The sequence below is a fragment of the Microbacterium sp. F01 genome (genome assembly GCF_056156365.1).
Genome location: NZ_CM149592.1, coordinates 4,142,142 through 4,157,258 on the forward strand (window position 1 = coordinate 4,142,142; position 15,117 = coordinate 4,157,258).

At 70.6% G+C, this 15,117-nt stretch carries 14 protein-coding genes; 4 read left to right on the top strand and 10 right to left on the bottom strand.

Features of this window, described 5'->3' with window-relative positions:
* Positions 1–12 precede the first annotated feature (12 nt).
* From ACVN90_RS18945 to ACVN90_RS18955, 3 genes are all read right to left on the bottom strand, one after another.
* Positions 13–177 (bottom strand): hypothetical protein, encoded by a 165-nt coding sequence (locus ACVN90_RS18945; RefSeq protein ID WP_475099749.1) that lies wholly within the window; start codon positions 175–177, stop codon positions 13–15.
* Positions 178–293: 116 nt separating this feature from the next.
* Positions 294–1,211, bottom strand: a complete 918-nt coding sequence (locus tag ACVN90_RS18950) for a cyclase family protein (RefSeq protein ID WP_475099750.1) — start codon at positions 1,209–1,211, stop codon at positions 294–296.
* A gap of 75 nt (positions 1,212–1,286) precedes the next feature.
* Positions 1,287–2,000: a GNAT family N-acetyltransferase gene (locus ACVN90_RS18955; RefSeq protein ID WP_475099751.1), complete on the bottom strand. Its 714-nt coding sequence runs from the start codon at positions 1,998–2,000 to the stop codon at positions 1,287–1,289.
* 97 nt (positions 2,001–2,097) lie between these two features.
* Between ACVN90_RS18955 and ACVN90_RS18960 the strand changes: the two genes are divergently transcribed.
* Positions 2,098–3,498, top strand: coding sequence for an MFS transporter (locus tag ACVN90_RS18960; protein ID WP_475099752.1), 1,401 nt, complete (start codon positions 2,098–2,100; stop codon positions 3,496–3,498).
* Positions 3,499–3,651: 153 nt separating this feature from the next.
* Here the strand turns inward: ACVN90_RS18960 and ACVN90_RS18965 are convergent, their stop codons facing one another.
* Positions 3,652–4,905: an FAD-dependent oxidoreductase gene (locus ACVN90_RS18965; RefSeq protein WP_475099753.1), complete on the bottom strand. Its 1,254-nt coding sequence runs from the start codon at positions 4,903–4,905 to the stop codon at positions 3,652–3,654.
* A gap of 114 nt (positions 4,906–5,019) precedes the next feature.
* Between ACVN90_RS18965 and ACVN90_RS18970 the strand changes: the two genes are divergently transcribed.
* Entirely contained in the window at positions 5,020–6,639 is a 1,620-nt protein-coding gene (locus ACVN90_RS18970) for a peptide MFS transporter (protein ID WP_475099754.1), read from the top strand.
* On the opposite strand, the gene ACVN90_RS18975 is transcribed toward ACVN90_RS18970, so the two are convergent.
* From ACVN90_RS18975 to ACVN90_RS18995, 5 genes are read right to left on the bottom strand one after another with little or no spacing between them, the layout of a single operon-like run.
* The gene (locus tag ACVN90_RS18975) at positions 6,602–9,331 is read right to left on the bottom strand and encodes a family 78 glycoside hydrolase catalytic domain (protein ID WP_475099755.1); all 2,730 of its coding nucleotides are present in this window, start codon (positions 9,329–9,331) and stop codon (positions 6,602–6,604) included. The two genes, ACVN90_RS18970 and ACVN90_RS18975, sit on opposite strands and share 38 nt — an antisense overlap.
* Positions 9,332–9,344: 13 nt before the next feature.
* Complete coding sequence (locus tag ACVN90_RS18980) at positions 9,345–10,196, bottom strand: fumarylacetoacetate hydrolase family protein (RefSeq protein ID WP_475099756.1); 852 nt, start codon at positions 10,194–10,196, stop codon at positions 9,345–9,347.
* Entirely contained in the window at positions 10,193–11,068 is an 876-nt protein-coding gene (locus ACVN90_RS18985; RefSeq protein ID WP_475099757.1) for a fumarylacetoacetate hydrolase family protein, read from the bottom strand. The genes ACVN90_RS18980 and ACVN90_RS18985 overlap by 4 nt, the downstream gene beginning before the upstream one ends.
* Before the next feature lie 31 nt (positions 11,069–11,099).
* Entirely contained in the window at positions 11,100–11,885 is a 786-nt protein-coding gene (locus tag ACVN90_RS18990) for an SDR family NAD(P)-dependent oxidoreductase (RefSeq protein WP_475099758.1), read from the bottom strand.
* 25 nt (positions 11,886–11,910) lie between these two features.
* A complete protein-coding gene (locus tag ACVN90_RS18995) occupies positions 11,911–12,693 on the bottom strand; it encodes an SDR family NAD(P)-dependent oxidoreductase (protein ID WP_475099759.1) in 783 nt (260 codons plus the stop codon).
* Positions 12,694–12,785: 92 nt separating this feature from the next.
* Here ACVN90_RS18995 and ACVN90_RS19000 point away from each other — a divergent pair, with 92 nt between their 5' ends.
* Positions 12,786–13,343 (top strand): carboxymuconolactone decarboxylase family protein, encoded by a 558-nt coding sequence (locus ACVN90_RS19000; protein ID WP_475099760.1) that lies wholly within the window; start codon positions 12,786–12,788, stop codon positions 13,341–13,343.
* A gap of 39 nt (positions 13,344–13,382) precedes the next feature.
* Positions 13,383–14,192, top strand: coding sequence for an IclR family transcriptional regulator (locus ACVN90_RS19005; protein WP_475099761.1), 810 nt, complete (start codon positions 13,383–13,385; stop codon positions 14,190–14,192).
* A gap of 7 nt (positions 14,193–14,199) precedes the next feature.
* Here ACVN90_RS19005 and ACVN90_RS19010 read toward each other — a convergent pair whose 3' ends face one another.
* On the bottom strand, positions 14,200–15,114 hold the full coding sequence (locus ACVN90_RS19010; protein WP_475099762.1) for an alpha/beta hydrolase fold domain-containing protein: 915 nt from the start codon (positions 15,112–15,114) through the stop codon (positions 14,200–14,202).
* Between the last annotated feature and the right edge of the window lie 3 nt (positions 15,115–15,117).

Here is a 15,117-nt window from a genome sequence, read left to right on the forward strand (position 1 = left end):
GGAGCGAGGCGGTCAGTGCGCGAAGCGCGCGGTCGAGCCGTCTCGGAGGACGGGGACGTACGTGGACCGTGCGACCCGCGGCCGCCGGCGCCGCGGTTCTGCCGGCGCCGCGTGGTGCGCCGTTCCCCGCAGCGCGTCGCTCATGGCGACGATCAGGGTCTCGATGTGCTCGCGCATTGCTTCTTCTCCTTGGTTCGCTTGAGAAGAGCGGCGGGCGTGTGCGCTGATACGTCCGTCTGTCTACCTGTCCGTCACGGTACGCCGGGGTTCCGACATTCCCTGGAATCGCGAAGTCAGGCGGGGAGCTCGGCGAAGGCGCGCACGGGGAACGTGCCGAAGCTCTCGACGGCGGGCGGTGCGGCGGTGAACCGCGCGCCGCGCGGCGGCAGCGCACCGAGGTTCGTGAGGTGCTCGACGACGTGAACACCGGCGCCCAGCAACAGCGAGTGCGCCGGCCGCTCGCCGCCCGACTCGGTGTCGTCGATGTTCACCGAGTCGATGCCGACGAGCGCCGCCCCGGCGTCGATGAGCCACTGCGCGCCCTCGCCCGTCAGGAACGGCGCCCCGACCCCGTACTCCGGCTGCCCGAACCAGCGGTCCCACCCGGTGTGCAGCAGGACGGCCGCGCCGCGCACGTCACGATCGGCGAGCGTGGATGAACGGATGCCGCGGCGCGAGGCATCCCACGCATCCTCGAGGTGGAACACCTCGGCGCGGAGGCCTACGAGCGACGACAGGTCGAGGCCGGCCAGGTCGAGGCCGTCGGCGTAGCGGTGGAACGGCGAGTCGAGGTACGTGCCGGTGTTGCCGATCATGTGGATGACGTCCATCGCGAACTCGGTGCCGGGAGCGTAGCGGGCGCGCGAGTCCGCGCGGGTGAGGTGCGGCGTGATGGTCGGGGCAGGAAGGCCGGGGTAGGTCACGAGCCCGGCACGAATCGGGTGGCTGAGGTCGACCACACGCGTCCCGCCGGTCGCCGGGGACGCCGCATCCACTCCCCTGCTGCCACGGTGCGGTTCCTCGACGATGCGGAGACCGCGCAGCTCCACCTCGTCGACCAGCGCCAGTCCGAGGTGCGCGATCAGGAGGCGAGCGATCTCGTCCTCGGTGGCCTCGGCACCCGGAAGGTCCAGCCGGAACCCCGTGCCGGCGAGGCCGCCGCCGTTGGCGAAGCGGATGTCGAAGTCGAAGTGGGCGCGATACTCGGGCATGCGGTCAGCGTAGGGGCGCGGCATCCGTCCCCTGCGGGGAGATCCCGCACAATGGCAGGATTCCGCCGAACGCCGTCAGGGGCGCACGAGCAGGTACCCGCGCGCGTCGTCGAAGCCGCCGATGACGAGGCCTTCGGCCAGGTGTCCGACGAGCTGATCGCGCACGTGCGCGCGCCAGACCGCAGCATCCACCGGTGTCTCCCGGCGGAGGGTCTCGATGTCGTGCGGGATCTCGACCGACGCGACCACGCGCTCGTCGTCGGGAGTGGGCACGGGCGGGGCGGCGAGCGCCCACGACACCATAATGCGGTCGGTCTCGTCGCCGCGGTTGACGCCGTCGTCCATGGGTCCGTAGTGGTTCACGAGGTACTCGGTGACCCGGGTGCCGAGCACGCGCAGATTGAAGTGGGCGTTGCGGGCCACGAGCGGGTCGAAGGTCCAGGTGATGTGGCCGACGCCGCGCGCGAGCGCCCACTCCTGCTGGTGGCGCTTGAGCACGCGGCCGAGTCCCTGCGACTGGTGGTCGGGCAGCACCCCGGTGATGTGGCTGTGCATCGAGCGCGCCGCGGGCTCCGCGAAGAACGCGACGGATGCCCCGACCATGCGGTCCTCGTCATAGAGGCCGACCGCGTAGCTGCCGGCGTGGGCGAGCGCGCGCAGCAGGTTCGGCGGCATGCCGCCACGGTCACCGCCCCACACGTCGGCGAGCACCGCCGACGCGCGGTGGACCTCCTCGACGGTGTCGAGGAAGCGGATGTCGATGCCCGGCGGCGTCGCGATCTCGGCCATGCCCTCAGTCTGCACCCGCGGAGCCCGGTGCTCAGAGCCCCGATAGCCTGAACTGATGGGCACGGGTGACGAGGACGCGAGAAGAAGACTCACCCGGATGCCTCGCCAAGGCGCCATCGTGGCGGTGCTGGCGATCGCGGGGCTCGCGTCGTCGTTCATGTTCACGCTGGTCGTGCCGATCCAGTCGAAGCTCCCGGAGCTCCTGGACGCGAGCCGAGACGACACCGCGTGGGTCGTCACGTCGACCCTCCTCGCGGCGGCCGTGATGACGCCCATCGCCGGGCGCCTCGGCGACATGTACGGGAAGCGCCGCATCGTGCTCGTGCTGCTCGCGTTGCTGGTCGCGGGATCCGTCATCGCCGCAGCATCCACCGGCATCGTCGGCGTGATCGTGGGACGCACGCTGCAGGGCGCCGTGACCGGCGTGATCCCGCTCGGCATCTCGATCCTCCGCGACGTGCTGCACGAGGATCGGGTCGACTCGGCCATCGCCCTCATCAGCGCGACGCTCGGCGTGGGCGGCGCGCTCGGGCTGCCCGTCAGCGCGTTCATCACCGAGCGCAGCGATTGGCACGTGCTGTTCTGGGTGTCGGCGGCGCTCGGCGCGGTCGTGTTCGCGCTCGTGCTGTGGATCGTGCCGGTGAGCGCCCTGCGCACGGGTGGCAAGTTCGACTACGTCGGCGCGGCCGGTCTCGCGGTCGGCCTCGTGGGGGTGCTGCTCGCGGTGTCGCGCGGCAACGAGTGGGGCTGGACCTCCCCCGTCGTGCTCGCCTGCGGTCTCGGCGGCCTCGCCGTGCTGCTGCTGTGGGGCTGGTACGAGCTGCGCATCGCCGACCCGCTGCTCGACCTCCGTGTCGCGGCGCGGCGCCCCGTGCTGCTCACCAACCTCGCCTCGATCGCGTTCGGCTTCTCGCTGTTCGCGTCGAACGTGATCTACCCGCAGATGCTCGAACTGCCGACCGCGGCAGGCGGGTTCGGCCTGTCGCTCGTGGCCGCGAGCCTCATCGTGATGCCGGCGGGCCTCGTGATGATGGTGCTCTCCCCCTTCTCGGGGCAGCTCGCGCGCACGGTCGGCCCCAAGCTGCTCCTCGTCGTCGGCGCCATCGCGCTCGTCGTCACGTACGGGTTCACCCTCCTGTTCGCGAGCGAGGTGTGGCAGATCCTCGTGGCGAACATCGGGATCGGGTTCGGCATCGGCTTCGGCTACGCGGCGATGCCGATGCTCATCATGCGCTCGGTGCCGCAGTCCGAGACGGGCGCGTCGAACGGCCTCAACGCCCTCTTCCGCTCGCTCGGCACCAGCACGGCGGCGGCCGTGGTCGGCGCGGTGCTCGCGACCTTCGCGGTCGAGGTCGACGGCGTGCCGGTGCCGGAGCCGGAGGCGTTCCACATCTCGTTCCTGCTCGGCGGAGCCGCGGCGCTGGTCGCGCTCCTGGTCGCGCTGTTCATCCCGCGCCATCACGCGCCCCAGGAGCGGCACCCGTCCCTCCCCGAGTGATTCGCGAGCGCCGCTCCTCAGCTGAGGGGCAGCGCCTCGTCCTCAATTGAGGACCTGAGCCGAGCTGCTGAGCGAACCCGCCCGAAGCCTCCTCGGCTCGGCGCTGGTCCTCAACTGAGGAACCAGCTCTCGGCCACCCGGGCGAGCGCAGGCTCAGCCGCGCAGTCGCGCGAGCCTCGCCGAATCCGGAGCCAGCCGCTCGGCGACGGCGACCGCCGAGCGGATCGCGCTCTCGTGCGAGTCGGCGTCGGCGGTGTACAGCCCCGCGAGCGAGACGCCGTGCAGTCCCTGCAGCAGGCGGAGCCGCCGCTGCGCGTCGAAGTACTCGGTGTCGATGAGCCCGTGCCGGTAGGTCGCCGTCGCGTAGAGCGGCTGCGGAAGCTCGTTGTCGTAGGTCACCCAGCTCTTGAAGACGTCGACCCCGCGCGACGGGTTCCAGATCGACAGCGAGCTGTGCGCAGCATCCGTCCGCACGTTCACGACCGACCACGCCCGCCTGTCGCGCGGCATCAGCCGCCGGTCGCCGTGGATCGCGATCGTCGTGTCGAAGTACCCGAACCGCGCGAGCTGCGCAGTGACCTCCGCGAACTCCGGCAGCGGCGCGAGCAGGTCGTGCGCCGTGCGCGCGTCGCACGCGAAGACGAGATGGTCGAACGGATGCTGCGCGCCGGCTACCTCGACGACCAGCGCGCCGTCGGCACCCCGCGTGACGGACTCGACGGCCGCCCCGGTGCGCAGCCGCGCCCGCTCGAGCGAGGCGACGAGGGCGTCGACGTAGACGCGGAGTCCGCCGGGGATCTCGCTCTGCGCGGGCGGCGTCAGCCCGCGCGGGAGGTTCGCCCCCAGGTAGTACAGCGCGTTGTAGGCGGCGAACCGGCGGAAGTCCGCGAGGTCGACGCACCAGAACGCGAGCAGCAGGGGGAAGAGGAAGTCGTCGACGAACGCCTTCGGGAGGCGCTCGCGTTCCACGTACTCGGCGATCGTCACCGTCGTGTCGTACTCGGCGAGGAACGCCGGAAGGCGCGACAGGAACGCCCGGAACCGCACCAGGTGGATGATCGCGCGCGGCGTGAGCGACGACCACACCGGCCGGCCGCGCCGGAAGGGCGGCATCGCCACCGGCCGGGTGCCGTCGAGGCGCGAGACCGTGAGCGTCGCCGGGTACGTCGTGCGCGGCACGTCGAGCTCGTCGAGCAGCCGGTTGAACGTCGCGTACGCGGCGTTGCGGGCGAAGAACTGGAAGCCGGCGTCGACGCGCAGCGGCCGGCCGTCGACCTCGATGTCGATCGTGTGCGCGTGGCCGCCGAGCCGGTCGTCCTTCTCGAAAAGGGTGACGTCGTGATCCTGCTCGAGCAGCCATGCGGCCGCGAGTCCGGCGGCACCGCCGCCGATGATGCCGATCCGCATGTGCGCGCCGTTCTGTGAGCCCCCGCTCAGACTAGGGTGCGCGCACCGGGGTCTATCGCGCCCGCGCGCCCCGTCGCTACCCTGACCTCTACCGGGGGCGACGGGAGCAGGCGCATGGACGGGCGGGATCAGGGCTTTCAGGGGGACGACGCGACAGGGGGCGAGCGCAGGCCCGAGCAGGTCCCGGTAGGCCCGCCCGACGGCGCCACGGCCGCGGCGGACGCCACACGCACGGGCACGGTCGCCGCGACGAGCGGCACAGACGCGGCAGGAACGACCGCTCCGGGCGACGGCGCCGACCACGACACCCGGTTCTTCGGGCAGCCGTGGGCCCTCGCGCACATCTTCGGCGTGGAGATGTGGGAGCGGTTCAGCTTCTACGGCATGCAGGGCATCCTGCTCATCTACATGTACTACTCCGTCGCCGACGGGGGCTTGGGGATTCCCGAGGCGACGGCGACCGGCATCGTCGGCGCCTACGGCGGCACCGTGTACCTCTCGACGATCCTCGGCGCGTGGGTGGCCGACCGGCTGCTCGGCTCGGAGCGCGTCCTCTTCTACAGTGCCTGGGTCATCATGGCCGGGCACATCGCGCTGGCCCTGCTGCCGAGCGTGTGGGGCCTGGGCGTCGGCCTCATCCTCGTCGCCGTCGGGTCTGGCGGTCTGAAGGCCAACGCGACAGCCGTCGTCGGCACGCTGTACTCCGCGAAGGACCCGAGACGCGACGCCGGCTTCTCGCTGTTCTATCTCGGCATCAACCTCGGTGCGTTCCTCGGGCCGATCGTGACCGGCTTCCTGCAAAGCAACGTCGGCTTCCACTGGGGCTTCGGCGCCGCGGCGATCGGCATGGCGATCGGCCTCACCCAGTACTCCTTCGGCCGAAAGCAGCTGCCGGCCTCGTCGCGCGTCGTCGCGAACCCGCTCCCCGCGAATCGCCGCGGCATGATGATCGGCATCGGCATCGCCGGGCTGGCGGCGATCGTGGTGCTGGTGCTCACCGGCGTGATCCGGGCCGACAACCTCGCGGGCATCGTGATCCTCGTGACCCTCGCCGCGGCGATCGCCTACTTCTCGGTCATCATCTCGTCGCGCGCGATCAGCGGCGACGACCGCTCCCGCGTCATCGGCTTCATCCCGCTGTTCATCGTGAACGTCGGCTTCTGGTCGTTGTACCAGCAGCAGTTCACCGTGCTGACGATCTACTCCGACAAGCAGCTGGACCGCACGATCTTCGGCTGGGAGATGCCGGTGTCGTGGGTGAACTCGATCAACCCGATCTTCGTCATCATTCTCTCCGGCGTGTTCGCCGCGATCTGGACCAAGCTCGGCGACCGCGCGCCGTCGGCGCCGGTGAAGTTCTCCCTCGGCGCGATGATCATGGGCGTCGCGTTCCTGCTGTTCCTGCCCTGGGCGAACGGCGCTCCGAACTCGACGCCGCTGATGGCCATCGTGATGATCCTCTTCGTCTTCACGATCGCCGAGCTGTTCATCTCGCCTCCGGGACTGTCGGTGACGACGAAGCTCGCGCCCGAGCGCTTCCACACCCAGATGGTGGCGCTCTACTTCCTCTCGATCGCGCTCGGCACCGCGATCGCCGGCTGGCTCGCGCAGTTCTACGACCCCGAGAACGAGATCCCGTACTTCACGATCCTCGGCGGCATCGCGATCGTGCTGGGCCTCGCCCTGCTCGCCGTGGTCAAACCCGTGCTGAAGCTGATGCGGGGCGTGCGATAGGAACCGAGTGCGAGGAGCGACCGGCGGTCAGCTCCGTCTCGCCGAGTGGCGTCACCAGTCGGGCGCCTACGCCGTGCGGCACGTCGACGGTGACGGATGCCGCGCTGCCGGTGATCGACCACCGCACGGCGAGCCGGCCGAGAGGCGTGCCGACGTGTGCGCGCACGTGGTCGAGGCCGACGCGGAAGTCGGGTTCGATCACCGCCGTGCGGTAGCCGGGTGAGGTGGCGCGGATGCCGGCGACCCGGCGGTAGAGGAAGTCGTCGACGCTCCCCGGCGCATAGTGGTTGAACGACGTGGCGCGCACCTGGCCGTCCGGTGAGATCGCGTCCCACGCCTCCCAGATGGTGGTGGCGCCGCGGTCTACCTGGTAAAGCCAGGACGGCATCTCCGACTGCCACAGCAGCTCGCGGGCGACGTCGGGGTAGCCGGAGTCGCACAGCACGTCCAGCAGATAGGGGGTCGACAAGAACCCGGTGTCGAGACGGTTGCCGCGTTCGCGGACGAGTTCCACCAGGCGCGCCGCGGTGCGGGCGCGCAGTTCCGCGGGGATCATGTCGAACGCGAGCGCGACGACGTACACGCCCTGCAGCAGCACCGGCAGGTCCCCGTGGGCATCGACATACTCCGCCGCGAAGGCCGTGCGCACCTGAGCGGCCCGCTCCGTGAGGTGCGCAGCATCCGTCTCCCGCCCGAGGTCCGCCGCGGCGCGCGCCGCGATCGTAAGGGTGTTGGCCTGGAACATCGGCGCCAGGTGCTCCCCGGTGAGCGCCGGTGCGATGCCGATCGCCTCGTGTATCGGCCGCCCCTCCATCGTGCTCGGGGTCAGCCAGTCGCCGAACTGCGAGCCGGTGTTGTAGAGCAGCGCCTGCGCGTCGACACGCGCCTCATCGAGCGCGACTCCGGCGAGGGACGCCGGCAGCTCGGCGCGCGCGGTCGCCGTCTGGTAGCCGATCCAGCGGAGCATCGCCTCGAGGTTCTCCTCGAGCACGCGGCGGTCGCCGGTGCGCTCGTACAGGGTCCACGGCACGATGGCGATCGCGTCGCTCCACCCGGCGGCCGCGACGATCGAGCCGATCCCCTGTGCCTTCGCCGCGGCCTCGGCGTCGAACGGCGAGCGCGGCGAGAAGATCGGGATCCGGCCGTCCGGCAGCTGATCGGCGCGCAGGTTGTCGAGCCACCGCTCGAGGAACGGCACCACCTGCGCGTTGTTCGTCGCGGCTCCGACGAATGCTTGGATGTCGCCGGTCCAGCCCGCCCGCTCGCGCTGCGGGCAGTCGGTGGGCACCGACAAGAAGTTGCCGCGCTGACTCCAGAGGACGTTCTGGTGCAGACGATCGAGACGGGGATCGGATGCCTCGAACGACCCGGTCTGCTCCAGATCGCTCGCCAGCACCACGGCGACGACATCGTCGGCCGAGAGCTCCGTCGTCAGGCCGCTGACGCGCGCGTAGCGGAACCCGTGGAACGTGAACTCCGGCTCCCATTCGTCGGGCCCGCCGGCGGCGACGAAGACGTCGGTCTGTTCCTTGTTGATCCCGGCGATGTTCGCGAACCACGAGCCATCCGCCGCGAGTGTCTCGGTGTGCTCGATCGTCACGCGCTGGCCCGGTGTCGTGACGCGCAGACGAAGCCGCACGCGGCCGACGAGCACCTGCCCGAAGTCGACGATGGCCCCCTCGGGCGTCTCGACGACCGCGACCGGGCGGACTTCGAGCACGCGGCGGACCGGCTCGCCGCGCAGGGGCACGAGAGCGGCGTGGTCGCGGCCGGCCTCGGCCGCCGGCATCCATCCCGCGTCGTCGAAGCCGGGCCGGTCCCAGCCCCGAGGAACTGCGCGCCGGTCGAATCGCTCGCCCACGAACAGGTCGGCGTACGCCCACGGCCCGGAGTCGCTACGTACGTCAGCGCCCGACGCGACGATCTGCGTCGTGCCGTCGGCGTAATCGATGTGGAGCTGCCAGATCACCGACGTGCGCGTGCCGAACTGCGCGCTCGAGCCGGTGAGGCCGATCCTTCCCGCCCACCAGCCGTCGGCCAGCGCGACGCCGAGGACGTTCTCCCCCGGGACGAGGGCCGCCGTCACGTCGGCCGTCGAGAACGAGACACGATGCTCATAGCTGTCGAAGCCCGGTGCGAGGACGTGGTCGTCGGAGCTCTCACCGTTGACGTACGCGGAGAACACGCCGCGGGCGGTGGCGAACAGTCGCGCCCGCACGGCACCCGGACCGACGTCGAACCGCTGGCGCAGCAGCTGCGCGGGACGCAGTCGCTCCTCGGGCGACGAGTCAGGACCGAGTCCGCGGATCCAGTCGACGATGCTCCACCGCTCGACCACCGCCCCCTGCTGAACGGGTTCGACCCAGGGCGCGACCCAGTCGGAGGCGTCCAGCAGCGACGTCTCGAACGTCGAACCGGTCCAGTCCGACCAGTCGCCCCTGAGGGCGCGACTGCGCACCCGCCACTCGTATGCGGTGTTCGAGGTCAGCGACTCGCCGGCGTAGACGGCGGGTGCGGCATCGGCGGCAACGATCTCACCGCTCGCCCACACGACCCTTCCCGCGGTCGACACCTCGAGTTCGCACGCCACTCGCGCATGGTCGACGAACCACGAGAAGCGCGGGTTGCGCGTGCCGACGCCGATCGGGGCACGGAGGTACTCGACGCGGAGGTCGTGGGGGGTGGCAGCCACGGTCGATCCGGCGTCAGCGAGCGGCGGCGAACCGCGTGGTCAGGGTGCCGATGCCCTCGATCTCGCTGACCAGCACGTCGTCGGGTCCGATGAATCGCGGCGGGGTGCGGCGGTTGCCGATGCCGGACGGCGTGCCCGAGAAGATGACGTCGCCGGGCAGCAGCGGGCACACGGCCGACAGCCGCATCAGCAGCTCGGGGACGTCGTACAGCATCATCGACGTGCGCGAGGCCTGCATGCCCTCGCCCGACAGCGTGCACGAGATGGCGAGGTCGTCGCGATCGGCGAACTCGTCCGGCGTCACGAGCCACGGCCCTGTCGGACCGAAGCCGGGGAAGGACTTGCCGAGGCTGAACTGCGGGGCCGAACCCTGCAGCTGCGTGACGCGCTCCGACAGGTCCTGGCCGATCGTGAGCCCCGCGACGTGATCCCACGCGTGCTCCCGGTCGACGCGGTACGCCTCACGGCCGATCACCACGACGAGCTCGACCTCCCAGTCGACGTTGCCCTCGGGAAGCTCCACGACGGCGTCCGGCCCGACGATCGACGACGGGAACTTCGTGAAGGTCACGGGCATCGAGTCCGGCGGGTATCCGGCCTCCGCGGCGTGCTCGGCGTAGTTCAGCCCGATCGCGAACACCTGCCGCGGGCGAGGCACGGGTGCGCCGAGTTCGGTCGCCTCGAAGGCGACGGATGCTGCGGCCGCAGCATCCGGAACCGCCGACGCCCACTCCGCGAACGCCTGCCAGTCGTCGAACAGCGCCTGCGGATCGGCGCCGAAACGCCCGCCTGATGCCTGGTCGACGTCGACCGCGCGGTCGCCGGTGACGATGACCGCCCGACCGGCGAGGTTCGCGAGCCTCACCAGTCGACCCGCTGCGGGGCGGGCCCGCCGTAGCGGTCCTCCCAGCTGATGACCTTGTTGCGGAGCGTCCCGATGCCGGTGATCTCGGCCTCGATCTGGTCGCCGGGCTTCAGGTAGAAGTCGAACGGGTTGTCCTGGATCGCCGCGACGCCCGAGATCGTGCCGGTCGTGATGATGTCGCCGGCGCTGTAGATCTGCGGCGAGTGGTAGGCGACGAGGTGCGGGAATTTGATTCGGGTCTGGTTGGTGTTGCCCTGCTGGCGCACCTCGCCGTTCACGCGCAGCTGCATGGGCAGCTCGTGCATGTCGGGCACCTCGTCGCGCGTGACGATCCACGGTCCGATCGGGCAGAACGTGTCGATCGCCTTCGAGAACGAGAAGACGCCCGACTCCATCTCCTTGCGCTGGATGTCGCGCGCCGAGATGTCGTTGAACACGGTGAACCCCGCGATGTAGTCGTCGGCCTCGTCGGGCCCGAAGAACTTGCCCGACTTGCCGATGATGATGGCGAGCTCGAGCTCGTAGTCCATCTCCTTCGTGAGGTGGTCGGGGTAGACGATGTCGTCGTCGGGGCCGATGATCGCGTCGACGTTCTGGAAGAACACGATGCCCTTGTGCACCGGGTGCGACCAGTTGACGGCCTCGAGCTCGTTGTGGTGGTCAGCGAAGTTACCTGCCGTGTGGAAGAACTTCTTGGGGCGGATCGGCGCCTCGAGCTTCACGTCGGCGTACGCGAGGCGCTCGCCGGTCTCGCGGACGTCGCCGCCGCGCTCGAAGTACTCGCGGGTCGAGGGGACGTCGAGTTCGATGACGACGCCCTCCTCGAGTTCGAGCCGGCCGACGCGTCCGCCGTCGAAGGTGATGAGCTTCATGGTTCTTGTCTCCTAGATGTCGGGCGGGCGCTCAGGCGCCGACCATGTTGAAGCCGCCGTCGGCGAGCATGTATCCGCCGGTCAGGTGCGCCGCCTCGTCGGTGGCGAGCCAGAGGCAGGCGCCGGTGACGAACTCGGGCGGCGGGATGACGCCCATCGGCGTCTGCGACAGCAGCACCTCGCGGCGTCCGTTCTTCCAGTCCTCGCGGTTCAGCAGCCGCTCGGTCTCCATGAACCCGGGGGCGAAGGTGTTGACGCGCACCGCCGGGGCGAAGGCCTTGGCGTAGGACTTGGTGATGCCGAGGATCGCGTACTTCGCCGCGGCGTACTGCGGCGCCCGCGCCGAGCCGCGCACGACCACCGTCGAACCGACCTGCACGATGCTGCCGTGCCCCTGCGCCAGCATCCGCTCGCCGAACTCGTGCGTCATGAGGAGCGTGCCCTTGACGTCGATGTCGATGACGGCGTCGAGAGCCTCCTGGGTCAGCTCGTCCCAGTTCATCTGCTCGCTCGAGACGTCGCCGACGTTGTTGACGAGCACGTCGAGCGTGCCGAACGCGGCCCACACCTCGTCGGCCATGCGCTTGATCTGGTCCCACGAGCCGATGTCGGCCTGCACCAGGATTCCGTTGCTGCCCGCCTCGCGGATGCGCTCGAGGGTCGCCTCGGCGCCCGACTTGGACGAGCGGTAGTGGACGGCGACCTTCGCGCCCTCCTGTGCGGCGCGGACGGCTATCTCGGCGCCGAAGCCGGTGCCGGCGCCGGTGACGAGCACGGTCTTGCCGGCGAAGCGGGGGAAGATCTGGGGGTCGGTCATCGGGTTCTCCAATCGTCGAGCGCGCTCAGACGAGCGTGCGTCCGCCGTCGATGTACATGACATGGCCGGTGACGAACCCGGCATGTCGTGAGGACAGGAAGAGGGCGGGGCCGGTGAGCTCGTCCGGGGTGCCGAGACGGCCGGCCGGAACGAGGCTCTCGAGATCCTTGCGCTTGCCGGGCTTGGCGAGCTCGCCCGCGGTGAGCGGCGTCTCGATGTAGCCCGGTGCCAGGGCGTTCACCGTGACACCCGACGCGGCCCACTCGCGCGCCATGACCCGCAGGAGCTGGTTGATCCCGCCCTTCGAGGCCGCGTAGGGCCCGTGGGAGTGGTGGGCCAGCAGTCCGGAGACGCTCGACAGCGCGAGCACGCGGCCGTGACCCTGCGCGACCATGTGGCGGCCGGCTGCCTGCGCAAGACCGAAGAGGGACGACAGGTTGACCCGCAGGATGTGGTCCCACTCGTCCTCGGTGAACTCGAGGATCGGACGCCGGTCGTTGATGCCGACGGCATGGAGCAGCACGTCGAGGCCGCCCAGCTCTTCGACGACGTCGGCCACGACCCGCTCCCCCACGCCGTGCTCCGTGAGGTCGGCCCGGATCAGCGCATGTCGCGCACCCGCGGCCTCGAGCTCCGCGCCGATCGCGTCGAGCGCGCGCTGATCGCGGTCGACGACGGCGACGGATGCCCCGGCCTGGGCGTACGCGAGGGCGCACGCTCCGCCGATCCCGCCGGCGCCCGCGACCAGCACGCGCGCGCCCTCGAGTCCGAGCCATGCGGCCTTCGCGGCGTGGAGGGTGTCTGCCATGACGTCTCTCGCAATCGAGTTCATTAGATGAAAGTAACTTTCGTTGATTGAATGTAGGCTGATCCCAGCGATTCGTCAAATGGAGGAGACAGATGCAGCCCCGCGTTCCCCCACTCCGCCCCGAGGAGCTCTCCCCCGCACAGGCCGACCTGTACGGCGCGATCGCCGGCGGGCCGCGCGCCCAGGGGCCGCAGCACTTCGCCCTGACCCGGCCGGACGGTTCGCTGCGAGGACCCTTCAACGCCCTGCTCCTCGCCCCGGAGCTCGGCGGGGCGCTCCAGGACGTCGGCGCTGCCATCCGTTACCGGGGTGCGCTCAGCGATCGGGCACGCGAGATCGCGATCCTGCTGGTCGCGGCTCACTGGAACAGCAACTTCGAGCGCGAGGCGCACGAAGCCGTGGGCGCCGCTGCGGGCCTCGGCGACGCCGAATTGGCCGCGCTGCGGGCTGGCGACATCACGCCCTTCGGGGGCGACGAAGGGCTCGTCGCCGCCACCACCGTCCAGCTGATCGACGGCGACCTCGACGACGAGCTGTGGAACACGGCATCCGTCGCCCTCGGCGCAGCCGTCGTCTTCGAGCTCACGACCCTCGTCGGCTACTACGCCACCCTCGCCCTGCAGCTGCGCGTGTTCCGCGTCGATGGCTGAGATTGCACGCCCCCACACCGAGAGATACGGTTTCACACGATGAAAGCCGAAGAGACCCCGAGCGAGTCCGCCGACAAGACGCCGAGCCGCTATCGCATCGAGGCGCTCGCGAAAGGACTCGACGTCCTGCGGCTCTTCGACGAGTCCGTCACCTCGCTCAAGCTCCGCGACATCAGCGAGCGCACGGGCATCCCGATGCCGACCGCCTTCCGCGTGGTCGCGACCCTCGAAGAGGGCGGCTACCTCGAGCGCCTGGCCGACGGCGCCATCCGTCCTGGTGTCGCTGTGCTGCTGCTGGGCTCGGCCGCCCTGCGCGGATCGAGCCTCGTCCAGCTCAGCGAGCAGCCGCTCCGGCACCTCGCCGAGCAGTCCGGCGAGACCGTCAACCTGGGCGTGCTCGTCGGCGATCAAGTGCTGTACCTCGCACGCCTGCGCAACTCCGACCTCGTCACCGCGAACATCCAGGTCGGGTCGACGCTGCCTGCCGCCTACACCTCGATGGGCAAGCTCCTGCTGGCCTACCTGAGCGACACAGAGCTCGCCGCAGCCCTTGCTGCCCACGAGTTCGGGACGGATGCCGGACCCAACGCCGCGACGTCGCTCGACGAACTGCGCGAGCGCCTGGCCGTCATCCGCGAACAGGGCTATTCGGTGCAGGACCAGGAGGTCGCGGCCGGCTTGCGCTCGGTCTCGGTGCCCGTGTTCGGACGGGATGCCGCGAAGCCCGCCGCTGCGATCAACATCGCCGTGTCGACGCAGCGTCATGATCTCGCCTCGCTGCGCGGACCGATCCTCGATCGCCTGCGGGCAACGGCGGACGACATCTCGCGGCTCCTCCGCGCCACCTGATCGCCCGTCACACCGCCCGCGCGACGGCAACGGGTCGCGCCTGGGTGACGGCACCCGCGAGCAGCCTGAGCGTCCTCTCGGCGGCCGCGTCGCCGACCTCGTTGAGGAAGCCGTGCATCGCGCCGCGCTCGCGGACGAGCCTGACGTCGGCACCGGCGAGCGCGAGTTCCGCGGCGAACGCCTCACCCGATGCCCGCAAGCGGTCGCGGTCGGCGTTCACGATGACCGTCGACGGGAGGCGGGCGAGGTCGTGTCCGCCCGGGAACGCGTAGCCCTCGTCGTCGGTAGCGCCCCCGAGATAGTTCGCGTTGATCGCCTGCGTGGACTCGGGCGGGAACGTCAGGAACGGCGGCAGGCCGTCGAGCAGCGACTCGAGCTCCGCTCCCGCCGCAGGCAGCGGCGAATGCAGCACCGGGTAGACGAGGGCCAGAACAGCGGGCACCGAGGTCGCACGGTCGCGAAGCCGCATCGCCGCGCCGGTGGCCAGGTTGCCGCCCGCGCTCGCCCCGCCGAGCGACACGCGGCCCGGGTCCGCACCGTACTCGCCTGCGTGCGCGACAGCCCAGTCGAAGGCCGCGACGATCTGCAACGACGCGACCGGGAATCGCGCCCGCGGCCCCGCAGCCTCCGCTGCGGCCCGGATCTCGGCGGGCGACGGGATGCCGAGGCCTGGCTCGGGCGGGCCGAGCGACTCCAGTGCGTCGAGTGGCGCGAGCGTGTAATCGACCGAGACGACGGTGATTCCGCCGTCGCTGAGACGGCGACCGACCTGGTCGGCCTCCGGCATCTCGAGATCGCCGAACATGAACGCACCGCCGTGCAGCCAGACCAGCAGCGCGCCGTTCGGCTCCGCCGCAGGGTACACGCGCACGCGGAAGTCGAAGCCGCCGCCGGCGAGGGCCACATCGTGGATCTCGGTCATCTG

What these genes read in the sequence shown, in the direction of transcription:
- ACVN90_RS18955 (WP_475099751.1), bottom strand. Translation starts at nt 2,000, where the DNA reads ATGGCCGAGATCGCGACGCCGCCGGGCATCGACATCCGCTTCCTCGAC.
- ACVN90_RS18945 (WP_475099749.1), bottom strand. Translation starts at nt 177, where the DNA reads ATGCGCGAGCACATCGAGACCCTGATCGTCGCCATGAGCGACGCGCTG.
- ACVN90_RS18995 (WP_475099759.1), bottom strand. Translation starts at nt 12,693, where the DNA reads ATGGCAGACACCCTCCACGCCGCGAAGGCCGCATGGCTCGGACTCGAG.
- ACVN90_RS19010 (WP_475099762.1), bottom strand. Translation starts at nt 15,114, where the DNA reads ATGACCGAGATCCACGATGTGGCCCTCGCCGGCGGCGGCTTCGACTTC.
- ACVN90_RS18960 (WP_475099752.1), top strand. Translation starts at nt 2,098, where the DNA reads ATGCCTCGCCAAGGCGCCATCGTGGCGGTGCTGGCGATCGCGGGGCTC.
- ACVN90_RS18970 (WP_475099754.1), top strand. Translation starts at nt 5,020, where the DNA reads ATGGACGGGCGGGATCAGGGCTTTCAGGGGGACGACGCGACAGGGGGC.
- ACVN90_RS18985 (WP_475099757.1), bottom strand. Translation starts at nt 11,068, where the DNA reads ATGAAGCTCATCACCTTCGACGGCGGACGCGTCGGCCGGCTCGAACTC.
- ACVN90_RS18965 (WP_475099753.1), bottom strand. Translation starts at nt 4,905, where the DNA reads ATGCGGATCGGCATCATCGGCGGCGGTGCCGCCGGACTCGCGGCCGCA.
- ACVN90_RS18950 (WP_475099750.1), bottom strand. Translation starts at nt 1,211, where the DNA reads ATGCCCGAGTATCGCGCCCACTTCGACTTCGACATCCGCTTCGCCAAC.
- ACVN90_RS19000 (WP_475099760.1), top strand. Translation starts at nt 12,786, where the DNA reads ATGCAGCCCCGCGTTCCCCCACTCCGCCCCGAGGAGCTCTCCCCCGCA.
- ACVN90_RS19005 (WP_475099761.1), top strand. Translation starts at nt 13,383, where the DNA reads ATGAAAGCCGAAGAGACCCCGAGCGAGTCCGCCGACAAGACGCCGAGC.
- ACVN90_RS18990 (WP_475099758.1), bottom strand. Translation starts at nt 11,885, where the DNA reads ATGACCGACCCCCAGATCTTCCCCCGCTTCGCCGGCAAGACCGTGCTC.